12 protein-coding genes are annotated in these 17,934 nt (G+C 54.0%); 5 read left to right on the plus strand and 7 right to left on the minus strand.

Annotated features, from left to right (window positions below; all coding sequences use genetic code 11):
* Positions 1-202: 202 nt before the first annotated feature.
* The 4 genes from GO013_RS02030 (at position 203) to GO013_RS02045 (ending at position 6,250) form a co-directional block, all read left to right on the plus strand.
* Positions 203-1,156 carry a DUF523 and DUF1722 domain-containing protein gene (locus GO013_RS02030; RefSeq protein ID WP_163808377.1) on the plus strand — a complete coding sequence of 318 codons (954 nt, stop codon included), beginning with the start codon at positions 203-205 and terminating at the stop codon, positions 1,154-1,156.
* Between the two features lie 18 nt (positions 1,157-1,174).
* Complete coding sequence (locus GO013_RS02035; RefSeq protein ID WP_163808378.1) at positions 1,175-2,725, plus strand: SDR family oxidoreductase; 1,551 nt, start codon at positions 1,175-1,177, stop codon at positions 2,723-2,725.
* The gene (locus tag GO013_RS02040) at positions 2,722-4,062 is read left to right on the plus strand and encodes a deoxyribodipyrimidine photo-lyase (protein ID WP_163808379.1); all 1,341 of its coding nucleotides are present in this window, start codon (positions 2,722-2,724) and stop codon (positions 4,060-4,062) included. Before GO013_RS02035 ends, GO013_RS02040 begins: the two co-directional genes overlap by 4 nt.
* A gap of 157 nt (positions 4,063-4,219) precedes the next feature.
* On the plus strand, positions 4,220-6,250 hold the full coding sequence (locus GO013_RS02045; protein ID WP_239057699.1) for a cation:proton antiporter: 2,031 nt from the start codon (positions 4,220-4,222) through the stop codon (positions 6,248-6,250).
* A gap of 116 nt (positions 6,251-6,366) precedes the next feature.
* On the opposite strand, the gene GO013_RS02050 is transcribed toward GO013_RS02045, so the two are convergent.
* The 3 genes from GO013_RS02050 to GO013_RS02060 form a co-directional block, all read right to left on the minus strand.
* Complete coding sequence (locus tag GO013_RS02050) at positions 6,367-7,068, minus strand: hypothetical protein (protein WP_163808380.1); 702 nt, start codon at positions 7,066-7,068, stop codon at positions 6,367-6,369.
* Positions 7,069-7,133: 65 nt separating this feature from the next.
* Positions 7,134-9,569 carry an acetate--CoA ligase family protein gene (locus GO013_RS02055; RefSeq protein ID WP_163808381.1) on the minus strand — a complete coding sequence of 812 codons (2,436 nt, stop codon included), beginning with the start codon at positions 9,567-9,569 and terminating at the stop codon, positions 7,134-7,136.
* 87 nt (positions 9,570-9,656) lie between these two features.
* A complete protein-coding gene (locus tag GO013_RS02060; protein WP_163808382.1) occupies positions 9,657-12,155 on the minus strand; it encodes a 2-oxoacid:acceptor oxidoreductase family protein in 2,499 nt (832 codons plus the stop codon).
* A 311-nt stretch (positions 12,156-12,466) separates the two neighbouring features.
* Here GO013_RS02060 and GO013_RS02065 point away from each other — a divergent pair, with 311 nt between their 5' ends.
* The gene (locus GO013_RS02065) at positions 12,467-13,204 is read left to right on the plus strand and encodes a FadR/GntR family transcriptional regulator (RefSeq protein ID WP_163808383.1); all 738 of its coding nucleotides are present in this window, start codon (positions 12,467-12,469) and stop codon (positions 13,202-13,204) included.
* Between the two features lie 118 nt (positions 13,205-13,322).
* Here GO013_RS02065 and GO013_RS02070 read toward each other — a convergent pair whose 3' ends face one another.
* From GO013_RS02070 to GO013_RS02085, 4 genes are read right to left on the minus strand one after another with little or no spacing between them, the layout of a single operon-like run.
* A complete protein-coding gene (locus GO013_RS02070; RefSeq protein ID WP_163808384.1) occupies positions 13,323-13,997 on the minus strand; it encodes an LUD domain-containing protein in 675 nt (224 codons plus the stop codon).
* The gene (locus tag GO013_RS02075; RefSeq protein ID WP_163808385.1) at positions 13,987-15,396 is read right to left on the minus strand and encodes a LutB/LldF family L-lactate oxidation iron-sulfur protein; all 1,410 of its coding nucleotides are present in this window, start codon (positions 15,394-15,396) and stop codon (positions 13,987-13,989) included. Before GO013_RS02075 ends, GO013_RS02070 begins: the two co-directional genes overlap by 11 nt.
* Positions 15,389-16,138, minus strand: coding sequence for a (Fe-S)-binding protein (locus GO013_RS02080; protein WP_163808386.1), 750 nt, complete (start codon positions 16,136-16,138; stop codon positions 15,389-15,391). The genes GO013_RS02075 and GO013_RS02080 overlap by 8 nt, the downstream gene beginning before the upstream one ends.
* A gap of 6 nt (positions 16,139-16,144) precedes the next feature.
* Positions 16,145-17,323 (minus strand): hypothetical protein, encoded by a 1,179-nt coding sequence (locus GO013_RS02085; RefSeq protein WP_163808387.1) that lies wholly within the window; start codon positions 17,321-17,323, stop codon positions 16,145-16,147.
* Positions 17,324-17,934 lie beyond the last annotated feature (611 nt).

Below are 17,934 nucleotides of genomic sequence, written 5' to 3' on the forward strand. Positions count from 1 at the left end.
CATTCCACCCAAAACGGATTCATGGCCTGCTTGCAAGACTCCGAGGAGTTTTGAAAGGGGTCTTTTATGATGGCAACACGTCAAAAAAAGCGTAGTATAGGCATAAGGTCCTTCATTTCAGGTGTTCTGTCATGCCCACACCGTCTCGACCATGCCTGAAAAAACGTTCACAGTCTCAATCTCTTGGGACATGGAGAGGTCCATGGAAAACACAAAAATCAGATTGGGAATTGCACGATGCCTTTTGGGAGAAAAAGTTCGGTATGACGGTTCACAAAAACTGGACCGATATCTCCGGGATACTCTTGGGCACTATGTTGAATGGGTACCGATCTGTCCCGAGGTGGAAACAGGGATGTCTGTGCCACGGGAGGCCGTGCGACTTGTCGGGGACAGAGACGCTCCCAGACTGGTGGGGCGATCTTCCGGAAAGGACTGGACCAACGCCATGCGAAAATGGGGAGGAAAACGGCTCAAGAAGCTCGAAACCGAAGATATTTGCGGGTATATTTTCAAGTACGGCTCACCCTCGAACGGCATGTCACGCATCAAAGTCTACAATGAAAAGGGAATGCCCAGACATGATGGAACCGGATTATGGGCCGCCATGGTGATGCGTCGGTTTCCGCAACTGCCGTTTGAAGATGACGGACGGTTGCATGACCCTCGGCTCCGGGAAAATTTCATCGCACGAATCTTCACCTTGAAACGATGGCGAGAAGCCATGACCGCTGCGTCCGGTCCCGGAAATCTCGTTGATTTTCACACCCGTCACAAAATGCTCATCATGGCCCACAACATCACGCTCTATCGGGCCATGGGCAAACTGGTGGCGCAGGCCGGGACAGCGGATATCGACACCTTGGGTGCCCAATATTTCTCTCTGCTTTTCAAGGCACTCTCCTACAAGCAGACGACCAAGAAAAACGTCAATGTCCTCCAGCACGCCATGGGGTACTTCAAGAAGGAACTTTCTGCGGCCGAAAAAAGAGAACTGCTCGACATCATCAGCCAATATCACCGGGGACTTGTGCCCTTGGTCGTCCCGATAACACTGATAAATCACTATGTTTCAAAATATGAAAAGACCTATCTGGCTCTGCAACACTATTTACGGCCCTACCCGGCTGAACTCATGTTGCGAAACCAGGTGTGAGCCAGAAAAGGAGCAGCGGTGAATCGAAGAAATGGCATCATCTGTGTTCTTGGCGCCACCGGCTATGTCGGCGGGCGGCTCGTTCCCACCTTGTTGAAACAAGGATGGCGAATCCGTGCGGTTGGTCGATCCATTGAAAAACTGGCGTGTCGTCCTTTCGCGTCAGACCCGCGATGCGAAATCGTCGCGGCCGACCTCTTTGACACGGACTCGGTCCGCAAGGCCCTGGACGGGTGCCATGCGGCCTTTTACCTGGTGCATTCCATGCAAGGGCGAGGGGATTTCGCGGCCAAAGACCGGCAGGCCGCCCACAACATGGTGCAGGCCGCCGAACACGCCGCCATCGAACGGATCATCTACCTTGGCGGACTCATTCCCGATGACCCGGATATCAGCCATCATTTGCAATCCAGGGCCGAGGTTGGCGACATTCTGGCCAGTGGCCCGGTTCCCTGCACCCGCTTCCGCGCCGGGGTCATTCTCGGCTCAGGCAGCGCGTCATTTGAAATCGTGCGGTATCTGGTGGATCGGCTTCCAGCCATGGTCACGCCCAAATGGGTTCGCACGGAATCCCAACCCATCAGCATCCGCGATGTGCTCTTCTACCTGTCGGAAAGTCTCGATCATCCCGAGACCATTGGCGAAGCCTTTGACATCGGCGGACCGCACATCGAGACCTATGAACGGCTGTTCCGCATCTATCAGGAAGAAGCCGGACTCAAAAAACGTTTAATCGTCCCGGTGCCCTTTCTTTCACCCAAACTCTCTTCCTACTGGCTGGGCTTTGTCTCGCCCATCCCGGTGGCCCTGGCGCGTCCATTGGTGCTCGGACTGAAAAATCGGGTTGTGTGCAAGGACACCCGTATCCGACACATCATGCCATGCGAACTCTCCGATGCACGGACAACAATCCGGCGAGCGTTGGAAAAGGTCAAACAACACACGGTGACCACCTGCTGGTCGGACGCCGGAGCCATCCACACCCCGGAATGGATCGCCTGCGGCGACGCCCCGTATGCCGGAGGTGCGGTCTTTGAAAGCGCCTACCGAATCAAGATGGAAGGGTGCCCGGATGCATTGTGGTCCAAAATCGTCTCCATCGGCGGCGACAATGGATGGTATTGTTGCAACAGGCTATGGGGATTGCGCGGGATGCTCGACCGCTTGTTTGGCGGCGTGGGACTGCGACGTGGCCGACGTGACCCGGAGCAACTGGCTATTGGTGACGCGCTGGATTTCTGGCGGGTCATCGACATCCAACCGGCGGAACGGCTGCTGTTGCTGGCCGAAATGAAGCTCCCGGGCGAGGCCCTGCTGGAATTCACCATGGAGCAATCCGGAACAGACAACACCCAACTGACCATGACTGCCAAATTCCTGCCCCGAGGCGTTGCCGGACTGGCGTACTGGTGGTCGGTCTACCCCCTGCACGCACTGATCTTCAAGGGCATGATCTCGGCATTGGCCGAACAGACCGGATGCACGATTCTTGACGGCCCCTTTCCGGTTGATAAAACGGCTCCCAAGTGCCACATTCCACAGACACATTCGCACCAAGGACCCAAATGACGATCAACGAATTACGAGTCCACCCACTGCGTACAGGCACGCCCGGTCCCGGCCCGGTCATCTACTGGATGAGTCGGGAACAACGGGTTCAAGACAACTGGGGACTCCTGTATGCGCGCCAATTGGCTGGTCAAGACCGCCCACTGATCGCCGTCTTCTGCCTGGCCCCGACCTTTTTGGGAGCCACGCTGAGACAATATGACTTCATGCTTTCCGGGCTGGAAACCGTGGAACAGGCATTGGCAGACCATTCCATTCCCTTTTTTCTGGAACAAGGGGACCCGGCAACCGTCATCCCACGCTGTGTGGCCGATTACAAAGCCGGATGTGTGGTCACGGATTTCGATCCCCTGCGCATCAAACAACACTGGCAACAGGCCGTGGCTGCCCGCCTGAATGTGCCTTTGTTCGAGGTCGATGGGCACAACGTCATCCCCGCACGCATCGTGTCCGACAAACAGGAATATGCCGCCCGCACCATCCGCCCGAAAATTCACCGGCTTTCCCACGAATTTCTCGAAGATTTCCCGACGTTGACCCCACTGAAACACCGACCGATCACCAGTGATCCCGTGGACTGGGCACACGTCCGGGCATCGCTTGATCTGGATACCACGGTCGGTCCGGCCATGCTCACTCCCGGCGGACAAGCCGCCCATGACGCGCTCGCCGATTTCGTGGATCACCGACTGGACGGATACGCGCAAGACCGCAACGATCCCAATGCCGAGGCCACGTCCCGACTTTCCGGATACTTCCATTTCGGCCAACTGGCCCCGCAACGTGCGGCGTTGGCCGTAGCCGCCTCAAACAAAGGTGACGACCAGGCCGCGTATCTCGAAGAATTGATTGTTCGCCGGGAATTATCCGACAACTTTTGCCTGCATAATCAGCACTATGACAGCCTCCGAGGTGCCGCACCCTGGGCACTCAAGACGCTGGATGCACAACGGGACGCTCCTCGCAGCCACGAATATCCATATGAAACCTTTGAGGCGGCCCAGACCCATTCGGCACTCTGGAACGCGGCCCAAAGCCAACTGATCACGACCGGATTCATGCACGGGTACATGCGCATGTTCTGGGCCAAAAAGATTCTCGAATGGACCGCCTCACCCGAAGAAGCCCACTCCATTGCCCTGCGGCTCAATGATCGGTTCCAACTCGATGGGGGGGACCCGAACGGATATGTGGGTGTTTTGTGGTCGGTAGCCGGACTGCATGACCGGGGCTGGAAAAACAGGCCAGTCTTCGGTTCCATCCGCTACATGAATGAAAACGGATGCCGCCGAAAATTCGACGTGGATCGCTATTGCCGAACATGGCTGCCTGCGTAGACACCGTCATTTTCGCACGCAATTCACCACAATCCAATTCCACTCTTCGAAACACTCGAAACTTCCTTCTTTCGACATATTTTCGCACGACGTTCCTCAATAAGACGAATTCCCATTGAATTTCACGGAGTAACAATCCATACTTAAGAATACGGGTATGGAAAATGATTTCCACCCGAGACACACAGGCTTTTCCATGGGCATTGCCACAGACATCATTCTCATCGTCATTGTCGCGTTCTTTTGTGGCATCATCGCCCAACGAATCGGACTCCCCCTGATTCTCGGGTATATTGGCGCAGGTATCATTCTCGGGCCGCATACCAGCGGTTACACGGTGTCCGGAGTCCACGAAATCGAACTGCTTGCCGAGATCGGTATCGCCCTGCTGCTTTTCGCACTGGGACTGGAATTTTCCTTGAAAGACCTCAAACCCGTCAAGAAAATAGCCCTGATCGGCACCCCTCTCCAAATGCTGCTCACCATCGGGCTGGGGTACGGAATGGGGCATCTCATGGGACTGGACTGGAAATCATCCATCTGGCTTGGGGCGATCGTCTCCTTTTCGAGTACCATGATTCTGCTCAAGACATTGATGAATCAGGGGTGGATGGGCACACTGTCCAGCAAGGTCATGATCGGGATGCTCATTGTTCAGGATCTGGCGGTCGTCCCGATGATGATTATTCTCCCCGAACTGAACGACCCAGTGCTCGGACTGCCCAAACTCGGATTCGCCGCGCTCAAGGCCGCCGGTTTCATCGGAGGGATGATTCTCCTCGGCACCCGCCTCCTGCCATGGCTCATGGCTCGTATTGCCCGGCTGGGATCGCGGGAGCTGTTCCTGCTCGCCATCGCGGCCATCGGTCTCGGAGTCGGCTACCTGACCTATCTCGCCGGGCTATCCTTTGCCTTTGGCGCATTTGTCGCGGGTATGGTCCTGAGTGAATCGGAATACGGTCATCAGGCCCTCAGTGATATCATTCCGTTGCGAGATATCTTCGGGCTGTTGTTCTTCTCGTCGGTCGGCATGTTGTTCGACCCCAATTTTCTGGTCGAGAATTCGCTTGATGTGCTCTGGCTTCTGGCCATTGTCTGCGTTGGAAAAGGACTCATTTTCGCCATGGTCGCGTCCGTCTTCAAATACCGAAATGTCGTCCCGCTGGCCGTTGGACTGGGACTATTTCAGGTGGGTGAATTCTCGTTTGTCCTCGCCCGACTCGGCCTGTCCACCGGGTCCATCGATGCGACCCTGTATTCGCTGGTCCTGACCGTCACCATCCTGTCCATGGTCCTGACCCCGTTCGTTTCCGGCCAGACCGCCCGACTCTACGCCTTGAAGAAACGGTGGTTTCGCCATGAAGCACTGGAATCAAGCCACCTTCCCCCAAAAGGATTACATGAGCACATCGTGATTTTGGGCAGTGGTCGTATCGGCCAGCAGGTCGCTCACATTTTCAAACGGTTACAGACCCCGTTTGTGTTGGTCGAACTGGACCACCGACGGTTCGAAGCAGCAAAAAAAGATTCACTCCCCGCAATCTATGGCGATGGGAGTCAGGAAATCGTGCTGGATGCCGCCCATATCCGAACCGCCAAGCTCCTGCTGATCACCGTCCCCAACCTCGTCACCACCGGGTCCATTGTCCACAATGCCAAAAGACTCAATCCCGACATTGACATCATTGCCCGATCGTCAAGCACCGAGAACATCAATACCATCAAGCAACTCGGGATTTCCGAAGCGGTCCTGCCCGAATTTGAAGCCAGTCTGGAAATGGCCCGACAATCCCTGCTGCATTTCCATCTTTCCCCAATGGACATTCATCGCCACACGGAAAAGATTCGACAGGAACTGTACTCGACATGGTGCGATTCTGCCGACCAATACCGAGAGTTATCCCAGTTCCGCACCGCCGAGCATCAATTCGACCTGCAATGGCTCGACCTTGCCGAACACAGCCCGTGGGCGCACAAATCCATCGCTGATAACAACATCCGTCGAAAGACCGGCGCATCCATTGTCGGGCTGGTTCACAACGGCGAACTGCTCACCAACCCGGACGCCCGACACATTCTTGTGCCCGGAGACAGACTTGCCATCATCGGCAATGACGAGGCCAGACAACAGTGTGTGCGTCAATCCGCACCACCAAGCCAGTCTGAAGCCGCGTCATCCGTTGCATGACAGACTCGTCATCCCCCTCCTTTAGCTGATAAACAGACCTGGAACGGCCGCAAAGGAACCCTTTGCGGCCGTTTGTTCACCACACCCGATGGAGGTCTATATTTTGATGGGGGGCATCATACGGATGTGGAGGCTAGGGGGTTGAGAGGTTTTCGACTTCCCGCAAAGGCGAGGATCAATCCGAGCATGATCCCGAGAAAGGCCGCGAACAGGACCTGAAATTCCCCGGGCAGCATGAAGGTGACGGTGTGTGCGGGAATCCAGAAAAACGGAATGGTCTTCTTGAAAACGAAATGCCACATCACGGACCAGTCGAGTTGTTTCAAGAGCATCGCGATATCAATGGAGCTGAAAAAACCGCCCAAGGTGCCATTGGTCCGGGTAATATGCATGTCCGTGATCTTGTGAATGGTCATCATCACGGGTGCGAAAAGCAGGTTCAACGCCGTACTGACCATGAACGCACTCATCACGGTTGCCACAAGAGATGTCCCGGTCCCGGAAAACCCGACGTGTGCCAACAACACCGGAACGCCAGTCGTGAAAATGGTAAAGGCACTCTTGATGAGCATACCCAAAACACCCCAGACAAGCATCCGGGGGACCACCCCGAATCCCGGACGGGAATAGACACCGGCCACGATACGCAAGGCCAGACATTCTCCAAAGGTGGCAAGGATCGCGAACTTGACGAAGCTCATGAAAAATCCATGGGCCACACTCACCGATTTGAAGGTGGCAAAGGCACCGGGAACCAGCATGAAAAAACCAAGGACCACGGCAATGACGACAAGGACAGCACAATCTGATCGTTTCATTGTTCTCTATGTGTTGAAGACTTTCACAAAAAGGGGCGGACGGTCCGACCATCCACCCCGAAACATCACGCCTGCGCCGTCTGGCGGAGCACGTCCGCATACAATCGGCTTTCAATGAATTTCGCCAGACAAGCCACGGCTCGATCACAGACCGGGAAAACCAGTACGCCGTTGGCGTTCAGGGTCCGGCGCATGGGGTCGAACATCTCGCCCCCGTCCACCACACCGACCAAAGGCTTATCCATGGTCTTGTTCGTCTCGATGATCATATTGACCACACTGGCATCGGATTCCATGGGGAATGCCTCAGAACCCGGCAGGGTCTTGGTGGTCGGTCCCAACGGTCCCAACCCGATCACCACGGCGTCCACATTCTCGTCAGCAGCCAGAATTTTCACCATATCCACGTGGGTCTGATCGTTTGCCCCGGCATTGATATCCAACGGATTGTGAACCGACACCAGTGAATCCAACCGCTCGGCCTTGAGCACTTCACCGATCCGTTCTCGGGATTGCGGAGAAAACGATGCCAAGGACATCTTGTAGTCATCGGATTGAATCGAATCGGCAATACCCACGGCTTCGAATCCGCATCCACTGACAGCGGCCAGCCGATTGCCGGTCACTTTCTTGTCGGCCATGGTCTCGGCCATCAGGAAAAGATCCTGAAATTCCGTAAAGGTCTGTGCAACAATGGCTCCAGCCTGACGCACACAGGATTCGCAGACCATATAGTCCCCGGCAAGGGAAGCGGTATGGCCGCTGGTGGCGTCTTTGCCTTCCGGGGTCCGACCTGCCTTGTAAAAAACCACGTCCTTACCGGCCAGGACGGCCTCACGAACGGCGGTACAGAATTCGAGTCCATCAAGATCGTTGAACCCTTCCGCATAGATGGCGATAACATCGACTTCATCAGAATTCTTGAAGTACTTCATCATGTCGCCCAAGGTAAGATCTGTCTGGTTGCCCATGGACAGCATGTACGCGGGATTCAGGGCCGGAGTCTGGCTCAACCGATGGACCATGAATGCGCCACTCTGACTGATAAGCGCAGCCCGACGATACTCCGTGGTCTTGGCGCGAGGGAATTTCTCGTCCGGGATGAACCAGGTGTCATATTTTCCCGGCCTGGAAATAACCCCCATGCAATTGGCACCGATGAAGATGGGTCCGCCGTCGTCCGTGCCGTGGGCCTCGTCAATGGCGGCCATGACCCGGGCCGCATCTTCCTTGCTGTCCGCGGTTTCACCGAGTCCGCCGGGAATCAGCATCACGGATTGTGCAACATCGAGCCGCACCACATCATTGACCAACGCGGGCACATGCTTTGCGGCCACGCCAACCACAAACAGGTCCATCTTTTCCGGCAGGGATTCAAGATTCGGGAAGCACTTCACCCCGTCGATACTGTCAACGCCATCGCGCAGGATGAAAACATCTTCCCTGGCCATCCCGCTCTCAAGCATGTTGTGCAGGATGGTTCGTGCAAAATTCTGCCGTGTTGCCGACACGCCGATAATCCCGACCTTTTTCGGATGCAGCATGTTTCGAATCTTTACCACGGGCCGCGCATTCTTTCGCGTTCCCGGCAGGGAGAACCGACACATCCCATCCAGAGGGACCATCAGGAAGTTGGTGAAGGCATACGGGTTGATCTCCATTTCCTCGATAATGAAATCCGCTTCCGGATTCGTGGACGAAAATTTCCGTCCCATTTCGAGAAAGGAGTTGAAACATTCAATGAGTTGTTCGTCCGTGACCACCCGTCGCTGTCCACGGGTCAGGCCCGCGAGCTTGCGATAGGAAATGGTTTTCTTGAACATGGCGAAAAAGGCCTCGCCATCCACCAGTTCACAGGACGCCGCAACAATGGCCTGTCCCTTTCTGAACCGTTTGGCATACAGCTCGGTATCGGTACCACCCAATCCGGCACTGAGAATCATCCCGAACTCCCGGGTGTTACGCAGGCCAACAATCAGCTCGTTGCCAAAGGAACTGGAGTCCGGCGGCATGAATTGCACCAGCAAAACGCCCTTGATATCGCCACTGATGGCGGCGATCAATTCCTGACCGGACAGACCGCGATACTTGGCAGGTGCGAGGCTAACGTTCCGCTCGATTTCAGCCGCATAGTTTTCAGGGACTTCGTACTGTATCTTTCGAATGGCCGACCGGATGGCGTTGGGTTCCTTTTTCACGATCCGCACACCGCCGACTTCAGTCTTGTGGATAATGGTCGGCGACACGATCTTGAGAACGACTTTTTCACCGGGCAAGGCAAGCAACTCGTCATCTGACGACCGCGCACCACGGGGCACGAGAATACTCTTTGGCGGCGTTTCCGCCCCGGAACGACTCAACAAATTGTACACTTCGTATTCGAAAAGCCGATCTCGGCCTTCTTCCTGCGCCGCCCGAAAAATCTCGGATATGGCGTCAAACTGTATGGTAACCGCATCATGTGAACTTTGGGTATGCGATTCTGTCGGCAGCACGTTCATTGAAAGATCCTTGTTATACTGAATTATCAAAAAGCCCGACAGGGACACGGACATCCCAAAAGGTGTGCCCCTGTCGAGTTTGTTTGGCTAAAGGAGTTTTTTCCCTGCATTGAAAGCAGCGTAGTTCGCGTTCCAGATCGCGGGCTTGGGGCTGACATTCTTGAGGGCCTGGAACCAGAATTCCTCGGGGAAGGCATCAAATGGAGACAGGGTGCTCAATGCGCCCATCATGACGACATTTGCGATGCGACCAGTCGCGTCACCCAATTCCAAAGCGGCCTTGAGCACATCGACAATAACGACATTATACCCTGCCAGCGCATCGGTGATCGCTTCGGTTGACGGATACATGGCCTCGTCCACACCATGCGGAAGCACCTCTGTATCGGCCAGCAAAACCATGCCGCCGGGACGGAGCGTGTTCAAAAAGCCGGGCCGGAGCACTTCACTTTTTTCCATGCTGACCAGACAATCGGCCGTACCGGGCAACAAGGTCGGTGAAATGGCTGCTCCACAACTGAAGGTGGACACCACCGGACCGCCCATCTGGGCCATGCCGTGGGTCTCGCCCTTGACCACGTTGGTGTCATCATATCCGGCCAAAAACGCCAGTTGCGTCAACACGCGACCAAAGAAAAGGTTGCCCTGACCGCCGACACCACGAATGGCGACAGCGAGACGTTCCGGAAGTGAAAGCGCACTCTTTTCCGGCAGGATCAATGTCTCGGGTGCATCCGGCAGCGTGACGCGGGCCGAGGTTTCGGTCTCGGATGGTTCGGCCACGGAGATGGCCTTGACCGGACACATCTGGGCACAGGCAGCGGCCTGGCTCACACAGCCGGTACACAAATTATTGAACGACGGCAGTCCGTCCTTGTCCGCCTGAATGCCCGGACAGATCTGACACAATCCACACCGTTTGCAGATATCCGCATTCACGGTCATCTTTGTTCCGTAGGCAGATTTTGGGACCTTGCGGATGCACGATCCCGTGACCACGAGCGTCGTGAATTCGCCTTTCTCCGCATTGGCCAGAGCCTCGGTCAAACCGCGCCGAATGGCCTTGCGATCATATCCACTCGCTTCGATGACCTGTGCGCCATGCGCGGCCAGTGTCTTCTGAAGATCAAAGGAATTCTCATGCCCGGCAAGGTTCACAGGTGAAGTCGGCCCAGGCTGACCGCCTGTCATGGCCGTCCAGTTGTTATCGAGAATGACCTTGACGCCCGGGACATTCCTGAACAGCGTGTTCCTGGTCGCGTCCAACCCGCTATGACACTCCGTGCCATCTCCCAACACACTGATGCACTTGGCGGCCTTGTCGGGATTGGCAAGGACGTATCCCATCCGGTTGCCTTCGCTGGCCCCCATGGCCAAGCCCGTGTCAACCGCATCCATGAAATGAAGCAGGGTATTACAGCCGATATCACCGAAACTGGCTTCGATTTCCCCTTTCTTCTTCATCTGACGAACGGTTTCGCCAAACAGCCGATACGGACATCCGGCACAGATCATGGGTGGCCGTTTGAGCGGCTCCACGCCGTGAACGAGAGTTTCTTCCAAAGGATATCCCAACAGTGCGGACACCGATGCAGGGTCCCACTCGGTACGAGTATCTGTTTCCGCCTTGCCCACAACGGCCAGCCCCTCGCGCTCGATGGCTTCCTGAAGGTACCGATATCCGTCTTCGACCACGTACACCGGCCCGTCAATGGCCGCATGAAATTCTCGAATCCGCTCCATGGGCAATGGCACGGTCAATCCGAGCGACAGGATATCGAAATCCTTGCCCAAAGACTGTCGCACTTCCCGAACCATGATGTCGCCTGCGCCACAGGTAATGATACCGACTTTTCCGGCACCCTTTTCCCAGACATTCAACGGGCTTTGTTCGGCCATGGTTTTCAGGGCGGGCCACCGCTCGGTCACCACCAGATCATAATTCTTGCGGGCAACCACCGGCAACGTATTGAATTCGCTAAGCGGAACCGTCACCGCGGCGCGCTCACGGGTCTTCTGCTCCGTCAAACGAACCAGCCCTTCACTGTGACACAAGGTGCCACTGACAAGAATCACGCAGGGGGTTCTGTACTCACGGCTGATATTGGCAGCGATTTCACTGGCGATGTGCAATTCCTGATGGTTGCGCGGCTCAAAAACAGGGATGAACGAACTCCGAATCAAGGGCCGGGGGTCAACAAGATGCTGGGTCGAACTGGGGGTGAAATCGGCGGCCACGTAGTAAACCAACGCGCCACGCTCCTCCGTGAAAAAAGCCGAACTCGTCAGCAAGTCACCCGCCTGAAACAACCCCGGAATCTTCATGGTGACAACACAGTCGTTGCCAGCCATGGAATGACCATGGGCAACGGCCACCGCTGTCGCCTCGCTCACGGACCAGCCCACTTCAATCAGATCCTGAACATTGCTCAATCCCTTGTCGATGACCTCGGTACTCGGTGTTCCGGGATATCCGTCCACCGCATGAATACCGGACCGCACACATCCCACCGCAAAGGCGATGTTCCCCTGGAGGACAGTGGCTTTACCGGCTTCACTGGTGCACAATTTCTTGATTGGATTCATTCTTTTGGTCTCCTGATGGTTTATCGTGCTCTTGGGGGATCGCCATGGTCATCCCCATCACAAGTGCATGGAGCTGTATTATATAAAGTCAGACTTTATGTCAACGCACTCTTCTATTTTTTAGTACCAATTTAAACATTGAAATATTTGCTCTTTTTAATATATTCAATCTTTCTAGTTCGGACAAATATCCTTTGTGAGAACTTTTTACTCATATAAAAAGTTAAAAGAACAGACATAAAGGCCAACGAATCGACAGCGGCCGATATATACGGTATTGTCGATAAAATTCAGTTAAAAAAGGACGTCTCATGGGTGGCAAGCCGAAGAAAGACACATCTCACCGGAATCAAGGCCGATGCGAAGATGTCGTTGCGACCATCAAACGCGAAATTCTCCTCAAACAGTATGTGCCGGGCGACGCCTTGCTCCGCGAGGAGTTGCTCGCCAAACGGTACGGTGTCAGCCGGACCATGGTCCGAGAAGCCCTCGGGGTGTTGAAAACCCAGGGGTATCTGGAATCCAAACGGGGCAAAAGCGGCGGGACATTTGTCAAGAACATCATCGAATCCAGTGCGATGGGGAACCTTTTTGGCGACCTGATACTCATGGGTTCCATGAGTATCAACGACCTGCTTGCGGCCCGGTTGCTCATTGAGCCTGAAGGATGCCGTCTGGCAGCCATGAATGCCTCGCCCCGCGACTTGCAAAAACTTGAAGACATCATTCAACTCGTCTCCACCGAAAGCGACGAGATCAAGAAAACCGAAGCGAACGTCAAATTTCACATCCAGATCGGCAAACTCAGCGGCAATCCCTTTTATGAGATGTCGATCCGCAGTTTCATGAGCTTCACAACAATGTTTACCCAAAAACTCGGGTCGGCTGCCGTCAAGATTCACAATGATTCTGACCACCAAAAGATTCTGGACGCATTGAAGGCCCGTGATCCTCAGCTTGTCTATGAAGTCATGTACGTCCACGTCTCGGGTATGAAGGAAAACATGGTGTCCATGGAAAAAATGCTTCGTGACGCCCATCTCGGTTAACCACTTGATTTTCGACAAAGCAAAGGCTGACGCACCCCGTGCGCCAGCCTTTTTTTCAGTATAAAAGCCCACCGTATCCTGGTGTCAACAAACACGATTTTCCTGGTTCGATCATGAATTACACCGCAGAATCATCGACAATCAGCACGATCAGCTTGACTGGCCCGTGAATACCGACACGCAGGGTGTTTTCAATATCAGCCGATTTGGACGGTCCCGAAATGAGGACCGCATTCCGAGGCCGTCTTTCCACCCAGTCGAATTTCTCAACCGCTGCGGAAAACGACGGATATATTTCTGAAGTCCGCACGGCTGCGATGTACACCGGAGGCACCAGAGACAGAAGCCTCGGCTCCACCTTATCCGGCCACAACAGCACGGCGGCTTCGTCCGCGATACCCGCTTTGACACTGGTAATCGAGGCCTTGGCCGTGGCGAACAGGATGTCCTTGCTGTCGGGATTCTCATTGTCCCAATACAACAATTCGGCGTCATCATCGCCCCATTCCTCAGCGATTTTCTGCCCGATCCATGTGGTCGGTGCCTGAATCAGATTCTCCAACGAATGGTCCTGCAAAACAGCACGGACCGTGGGAATAACATCCTTGAGCGAACACCGAAGCACGGTGCTCCAGGTCGCTTCCATTCTTTCGGCAAATTCGTCCACCACCTCGGCGTGGGACCGTTTTCCTTTTTCAGATTCGGGAAACCACGGCTCGACAGGCTCGGGATAGGCACTATTTTTCCCGGCTCTCAACCGTGAAAGAATCGCTGTGCGCGCATTACTTGCCATTGTCTTCCTCCTTGAGCAAATCGAGCATTCCTTTTGAGGCGAATTCGGGACGGACACGGCTGTCTGTCCACGCCTTGAGCGGGCCCCATGCGGGCATGACCTGCCCGGTGTGGGCAAAGGTCTTCCGGGTCATGGACCGCAGACCGCCAGACGTCATGACCTTGGCCCAGAAACTCCAGGCTGCGGTTTCATTGAACGTCCGGTTGGTTCCATGCCCCTGCACGACCCCGGCCTTGTCAACGCCTTCAACCCGCAACCGACGAACAATGTCAGGAATGGGAATCATCACGGGACAAACTTCGCTACAGGCACCGCACAAAGACGATGCGGCCGCCATATATCCATGTTTATCCAGCCCATTGAGCTGGGGCATGATCATGGTCCCGATGGGACCGGGATAAGTGGCATCATAGGCATGACCACCAATCCGTTTGAAAATGGGACAATGGTTGATGCAGGCTCCACACCGCAGACATTGCAGACTCTGCCGCAATTCCGGGTCTTTGTGGATATTGGATCGTCCGTTGTCCAACAACACCAGATGGACCTGTTCAGGCCCTTCGGGATGCCCCTCGGAGCGGGGACCACTGACCATGTTGAAATAGGTGCTGATACGCTGGCCCGTGGCCGAACCAACAAGCATCCGCAGGGCGAGCGGCAAATCAACCATCCGCTCCACGACTTTTTCAATGCCGGTGATGGCGATATGCACCTTGGGAACAGACGCGCACATCCGGGCGTTCCCCTCATTTTCAACCACGGAAATGGTGCCGGTTTCCGCCACCGCGAAATTGACACCAGTCACGCCCACGTCAGCCGTTCGGAACCGTTCCCGCAGATACTTGCGCGCCTCGGCCTGAAGGATGTCCGGGTCACTGGTATATTCAGTGCCCAAATTATCCGTAAACGCCTCGCCAACCTGCTCCTTGGTCACATGCAGGGCCGGAGCAATGATGTGAAATGGCGGTTCTTTCCTGAGCTGAATGATGAATTCACCCAAATCAGTTTCCATGGGCACACAGTCATGTTTTTCCAGATAGTCATTGAGGTGGATTTCCTCGGTGACCATGGACTTGCTCTTGACCAACGTCCGACCATTCACGCTCTGCATGATCTTCAGGACAATGGCACTGGCCTCTTCGCCGGTTTCCGCCCAATGCACCTGAACACCGTTTGCCGTACACTCCTTTTCCAGTCGTTCCAGCACGTCTGGCAATCGGCCCACAACACGCTGTTTGATATCCCGAATACATTCGCGCATGGCTTCGGTCTTGTCGGAATCCGTGAACAGACTGGCCCGGCCTCGCCGGAAATTGCCCATGACAAATTCGAGATGACCGCGTTGCGCCTTGTTCGACAGGGCCTTTTTCACATTGGCGGTGAAGTGGTCGTTACCCATTGATCCGCTCCCAGATGAAGTCGGCAATGTGGACCCCTTTCACGGGTGAATTCTTTTTCTTCAAATGCCCGGCAATATTCATCAGACATCCACAGTCGCCCACAATAAAGAGATCGACGCCGGTTTTCTCGATGTACATGGCCTTGTCCCGAACCATGGCCTCGGACAACTCCGGCTCCTTGACCGAAAAAGTCCCACCAAAGCCGCAACATTCATGCTCATTTTCCAAAGGAACGAGAGTCACATTTTCAAGTTGCTCCAGCAGCGCCTTGGAGTCTTCCACACAGTGCATTTCCCGTTCAGCGTGACAGGACGAATGCCATGTCACGCGTTTGGGTGCGCCCTTGTCTTCATACTGAACCTTCAGCGTCGCATTGAGGTATTGCGTTAATTCGTGGATCCGCTTGGAGAACCGGCAGACCATGCCATACTCCGGCCGTCCCTCGAACAACCGGGGGTAATGGTACCGCATCATGGCCGCACACGATCCCGAAGGAACGATAATCGGATGCTCGTTGTCCTTGAAGACTTCAACCTGATGCAGGGCGACCTTGCGGGTCTGGTCCATGTAGCCGGAGTTGTAGGCTGGCTGACCGCAACAGCTCTGATCCTCGGGATACACCACATCCAGCCCTTCGCGACGAAGGAGTTTGATACCGGCCATACCGTATTCGGGATAACACATGTCAACAAGGCAGGTGCCGAAATAATTGACGATTCCCGATGTATTGCTTGAACTCATGATTGCCTACCTTTCCGCCTTGGCTGCGGCCATGCTGTACGCATCGCTTGCCTCGGCCTTCCAAAGGCCCACGCCCCTGAGAATGACGGGCAGGCAGATAACAATCAATGCCATCCAGCCGACAGCACCGAATCCGGTGGCCACCAGCGGAATCAGTCCGAACTGAGCCACGCCCCAACAGACGATGAGCAACAGCAAGGAAGCGAGAATGGAATGTTTCCGATTGTTCTCGGCCTTTTGCGCTTCGTTCATGTTCCGGCCAAACAGAATGACCAAACGGTTTGCGACACCAAAGATAAGGGACACGCCCGTGGACACGGATGCCACGATCAAGGTGATGGACAAGACGATCGGCATGATCTGTCCGCCGATGCCTTTCTGAACAACGAACAGTGACGGCACAACCTGCGTCAATGAGCCTTCGTCATAGAAAGAGATAATACCGAAATAGGCCAGATACAGAATACCCGCATTGAGAAGGAACCCGACAAACGCGGCTTTCTTCAAATCTTTGGTATCCGGACAGGCCTTGGCGTGCACGATATATGCGCCGATGGCACAGCCCTGCAATCCACCGTATTTCAATCCCCACCACAGGGCTTCCCATACGGAGGTATCCGAACTGGCAGCAGATGTCGCGTCATGAATCGTTTTGAGGTTCGCCATAATCTTCGGAAAAAAGGCGATGATATTCGGGACATACACACCCAACAGACAGATCATCATGAAAATGGAAATAACAGTGGCAACCTTGCGCACCAGGTCCGCACCAAAAATGGTCAACAGGAAAATGACCAGACCGATAACAACCGTATTAAGGAGAAAGTTTGTTCCGAGCATCGCCTCCAAGGTGGACCCACTGGTCGCAAAAGCCACAGCCGTCGCCAAAATCATCGTCACATTCAACACCACCGAATGAATGGGACTCATGATTTTTTCAAACGGGTAGTAAATCCGTTTGGCCCATGAAGCATAGTCATACGTGTTATATTTAACCGCCAGAACCCAGCCGAAATACAATGTAAGCCCCGTTGTGGCCATCGCGACTGCGGGCATGAAAACTGCCGTCCAATGATGCCGGATGAAGAAATCGACCGGCTGACGACCAGAGGCAAACCCACCGCCGAAATGAACGCTAAACCATACAAACGCAAGACTGAAATACGTCAAGTTTCGTTTGCTCATAACTGAAAACTCCATTTTTTAAACACGGTTAAATACCACTCAGTTACTTTTTCATGGACTTGGACGCCGACAATTTAGGCCTAAATTGCATCTCCTGTAGCGGTATAGCTGTACAAAAGACGGACTTTTAATACGACCATTACAAAATTGTGTCAATACGATTATGACATTTTTGCGACATAACCACGCTGACCCATTTTTTTGTTATAGCGTAACTAACAAACATGATTAGTTTAAATTAAAAATAGAACGCGCTCGATATTCAGTTCTATAAGGTCATACAATAAGATTTTATCAGCATCAAAACTGCGAAATCTCATGAAAATTTAGGGAAATGAAAAGAAAGCATAGTGTTAAATTCCGAATTAAACCGGTATTATACATGTCATTCGATATTTCTTACACGCTAAAAATGAAAACATCATACATATTAGAATACGCTAACACTTTGAAATATTGTGACTAGATTAAAAAGAAAAGAGGAAAGACTGCACGCCTTTCCTCTCGCATCAAGAAAGACACCCCGTCTTCTTGAATCAAAAGAGCATAATACGATTTAAACACACGCATTGTACCTGCTTTCGTCTTTTCTCTTGAGAAGAAGGACAACG

The sequence above is a fragment of the Pseudodesulfovibrio sp. JC047 genome (genome assembly GCF_010468615.1).
Classification (GTDB): domain Bacteria; phylum Desulfobacterota; class Desulfovibrionia; order Desulfovibrionales; family Desulfovibrionaceae; genus Pseudodesulfovibrio.

What these genes read in the sequence shown, in the direction of transcription:
- GO013_RS02040 (WP_163808379.1), top strand. Translation starts at nt 2,722, where the DNA reads ATGACGATCAACGAATTACGAGTCCACCCACTGCGTACAGGCACGCCC.
- GO013_RS02050 (WP_163808380.1), bottom strand. Translation starts at nt 7,068, where the DNA reads ATGAAACGATCAGATTGTGCTGTCCTTGTCGTCATTGCCGTGGTCCTT.
- GO013_RS02075 (WP_163808385.1), bottom strand. Translation starts at nt 15,396, where the DNA reads ATGGGTAACGACCACTTCACCGCCAATGTGAAAAAGGCCCTGTCGAAC.
- GO013_RS02045 (WP_239057699.1), top strand. Translation starts at nt 4,220, where the DNA reads ATGGAAAATGATTTCCACCCGAGACACACAGGCTTTTCCATGGGCATT.
- GO013_RS02060 (WP_163808382.1), bottom strand. Translation starts at nt 12,155, where the DNA reads ATGAATCCAATCAAGAAATTGTGCACCAGTGAAGCCGGTAAAGCCACT.
- GO013_RS02030 (WP_163808377.1), top strand. Translation starts at nt 203, where the DNA reads ATGGAAAACACAAAAATCAGATTGGGAATTGCACGATGCCTTTTGGGA.
- GO013_RS02085 (WP_163808387.1), bottom strand. Translation starts at nt 17,323, where the DNA reads ATGAGCAAACGAAACTTGACGTATTTCAGTCTTGCGTTTGTATGGTTT.
- GO013_RS02055 (WP_163808381.1), bottom strand. Translation starts at nt 9,569, where the DNA reads ATGAACGTGCTGCCGACAGAATCGCATACCCAAAGTTCACATGATGCG.
- GO013_RS02080 (WP_163808386.1), bottom strand. Translation starts at nt 16,138, where the DNA reads ATGAGTTCAAGCAATACATCGGGAATCGTCAATTATTTCGGCACCTGC.
- GO013_RS02065 (WP_163808383.1), top strand. Translation starts at nt 12,467, where the DNA reads ATGGGTGGCAAGCCGAAGAAAGACACATCTCACCGGAATCAAGGCCGA.
- GO013_RS02070 (WP_163808384.1), bottom strand. Translation starts at nt 13,997, where the DNA reads ATGGCAAGTAATGCGCGCACAGCGATTCTTTCACGGTTGAGAGCCGGG.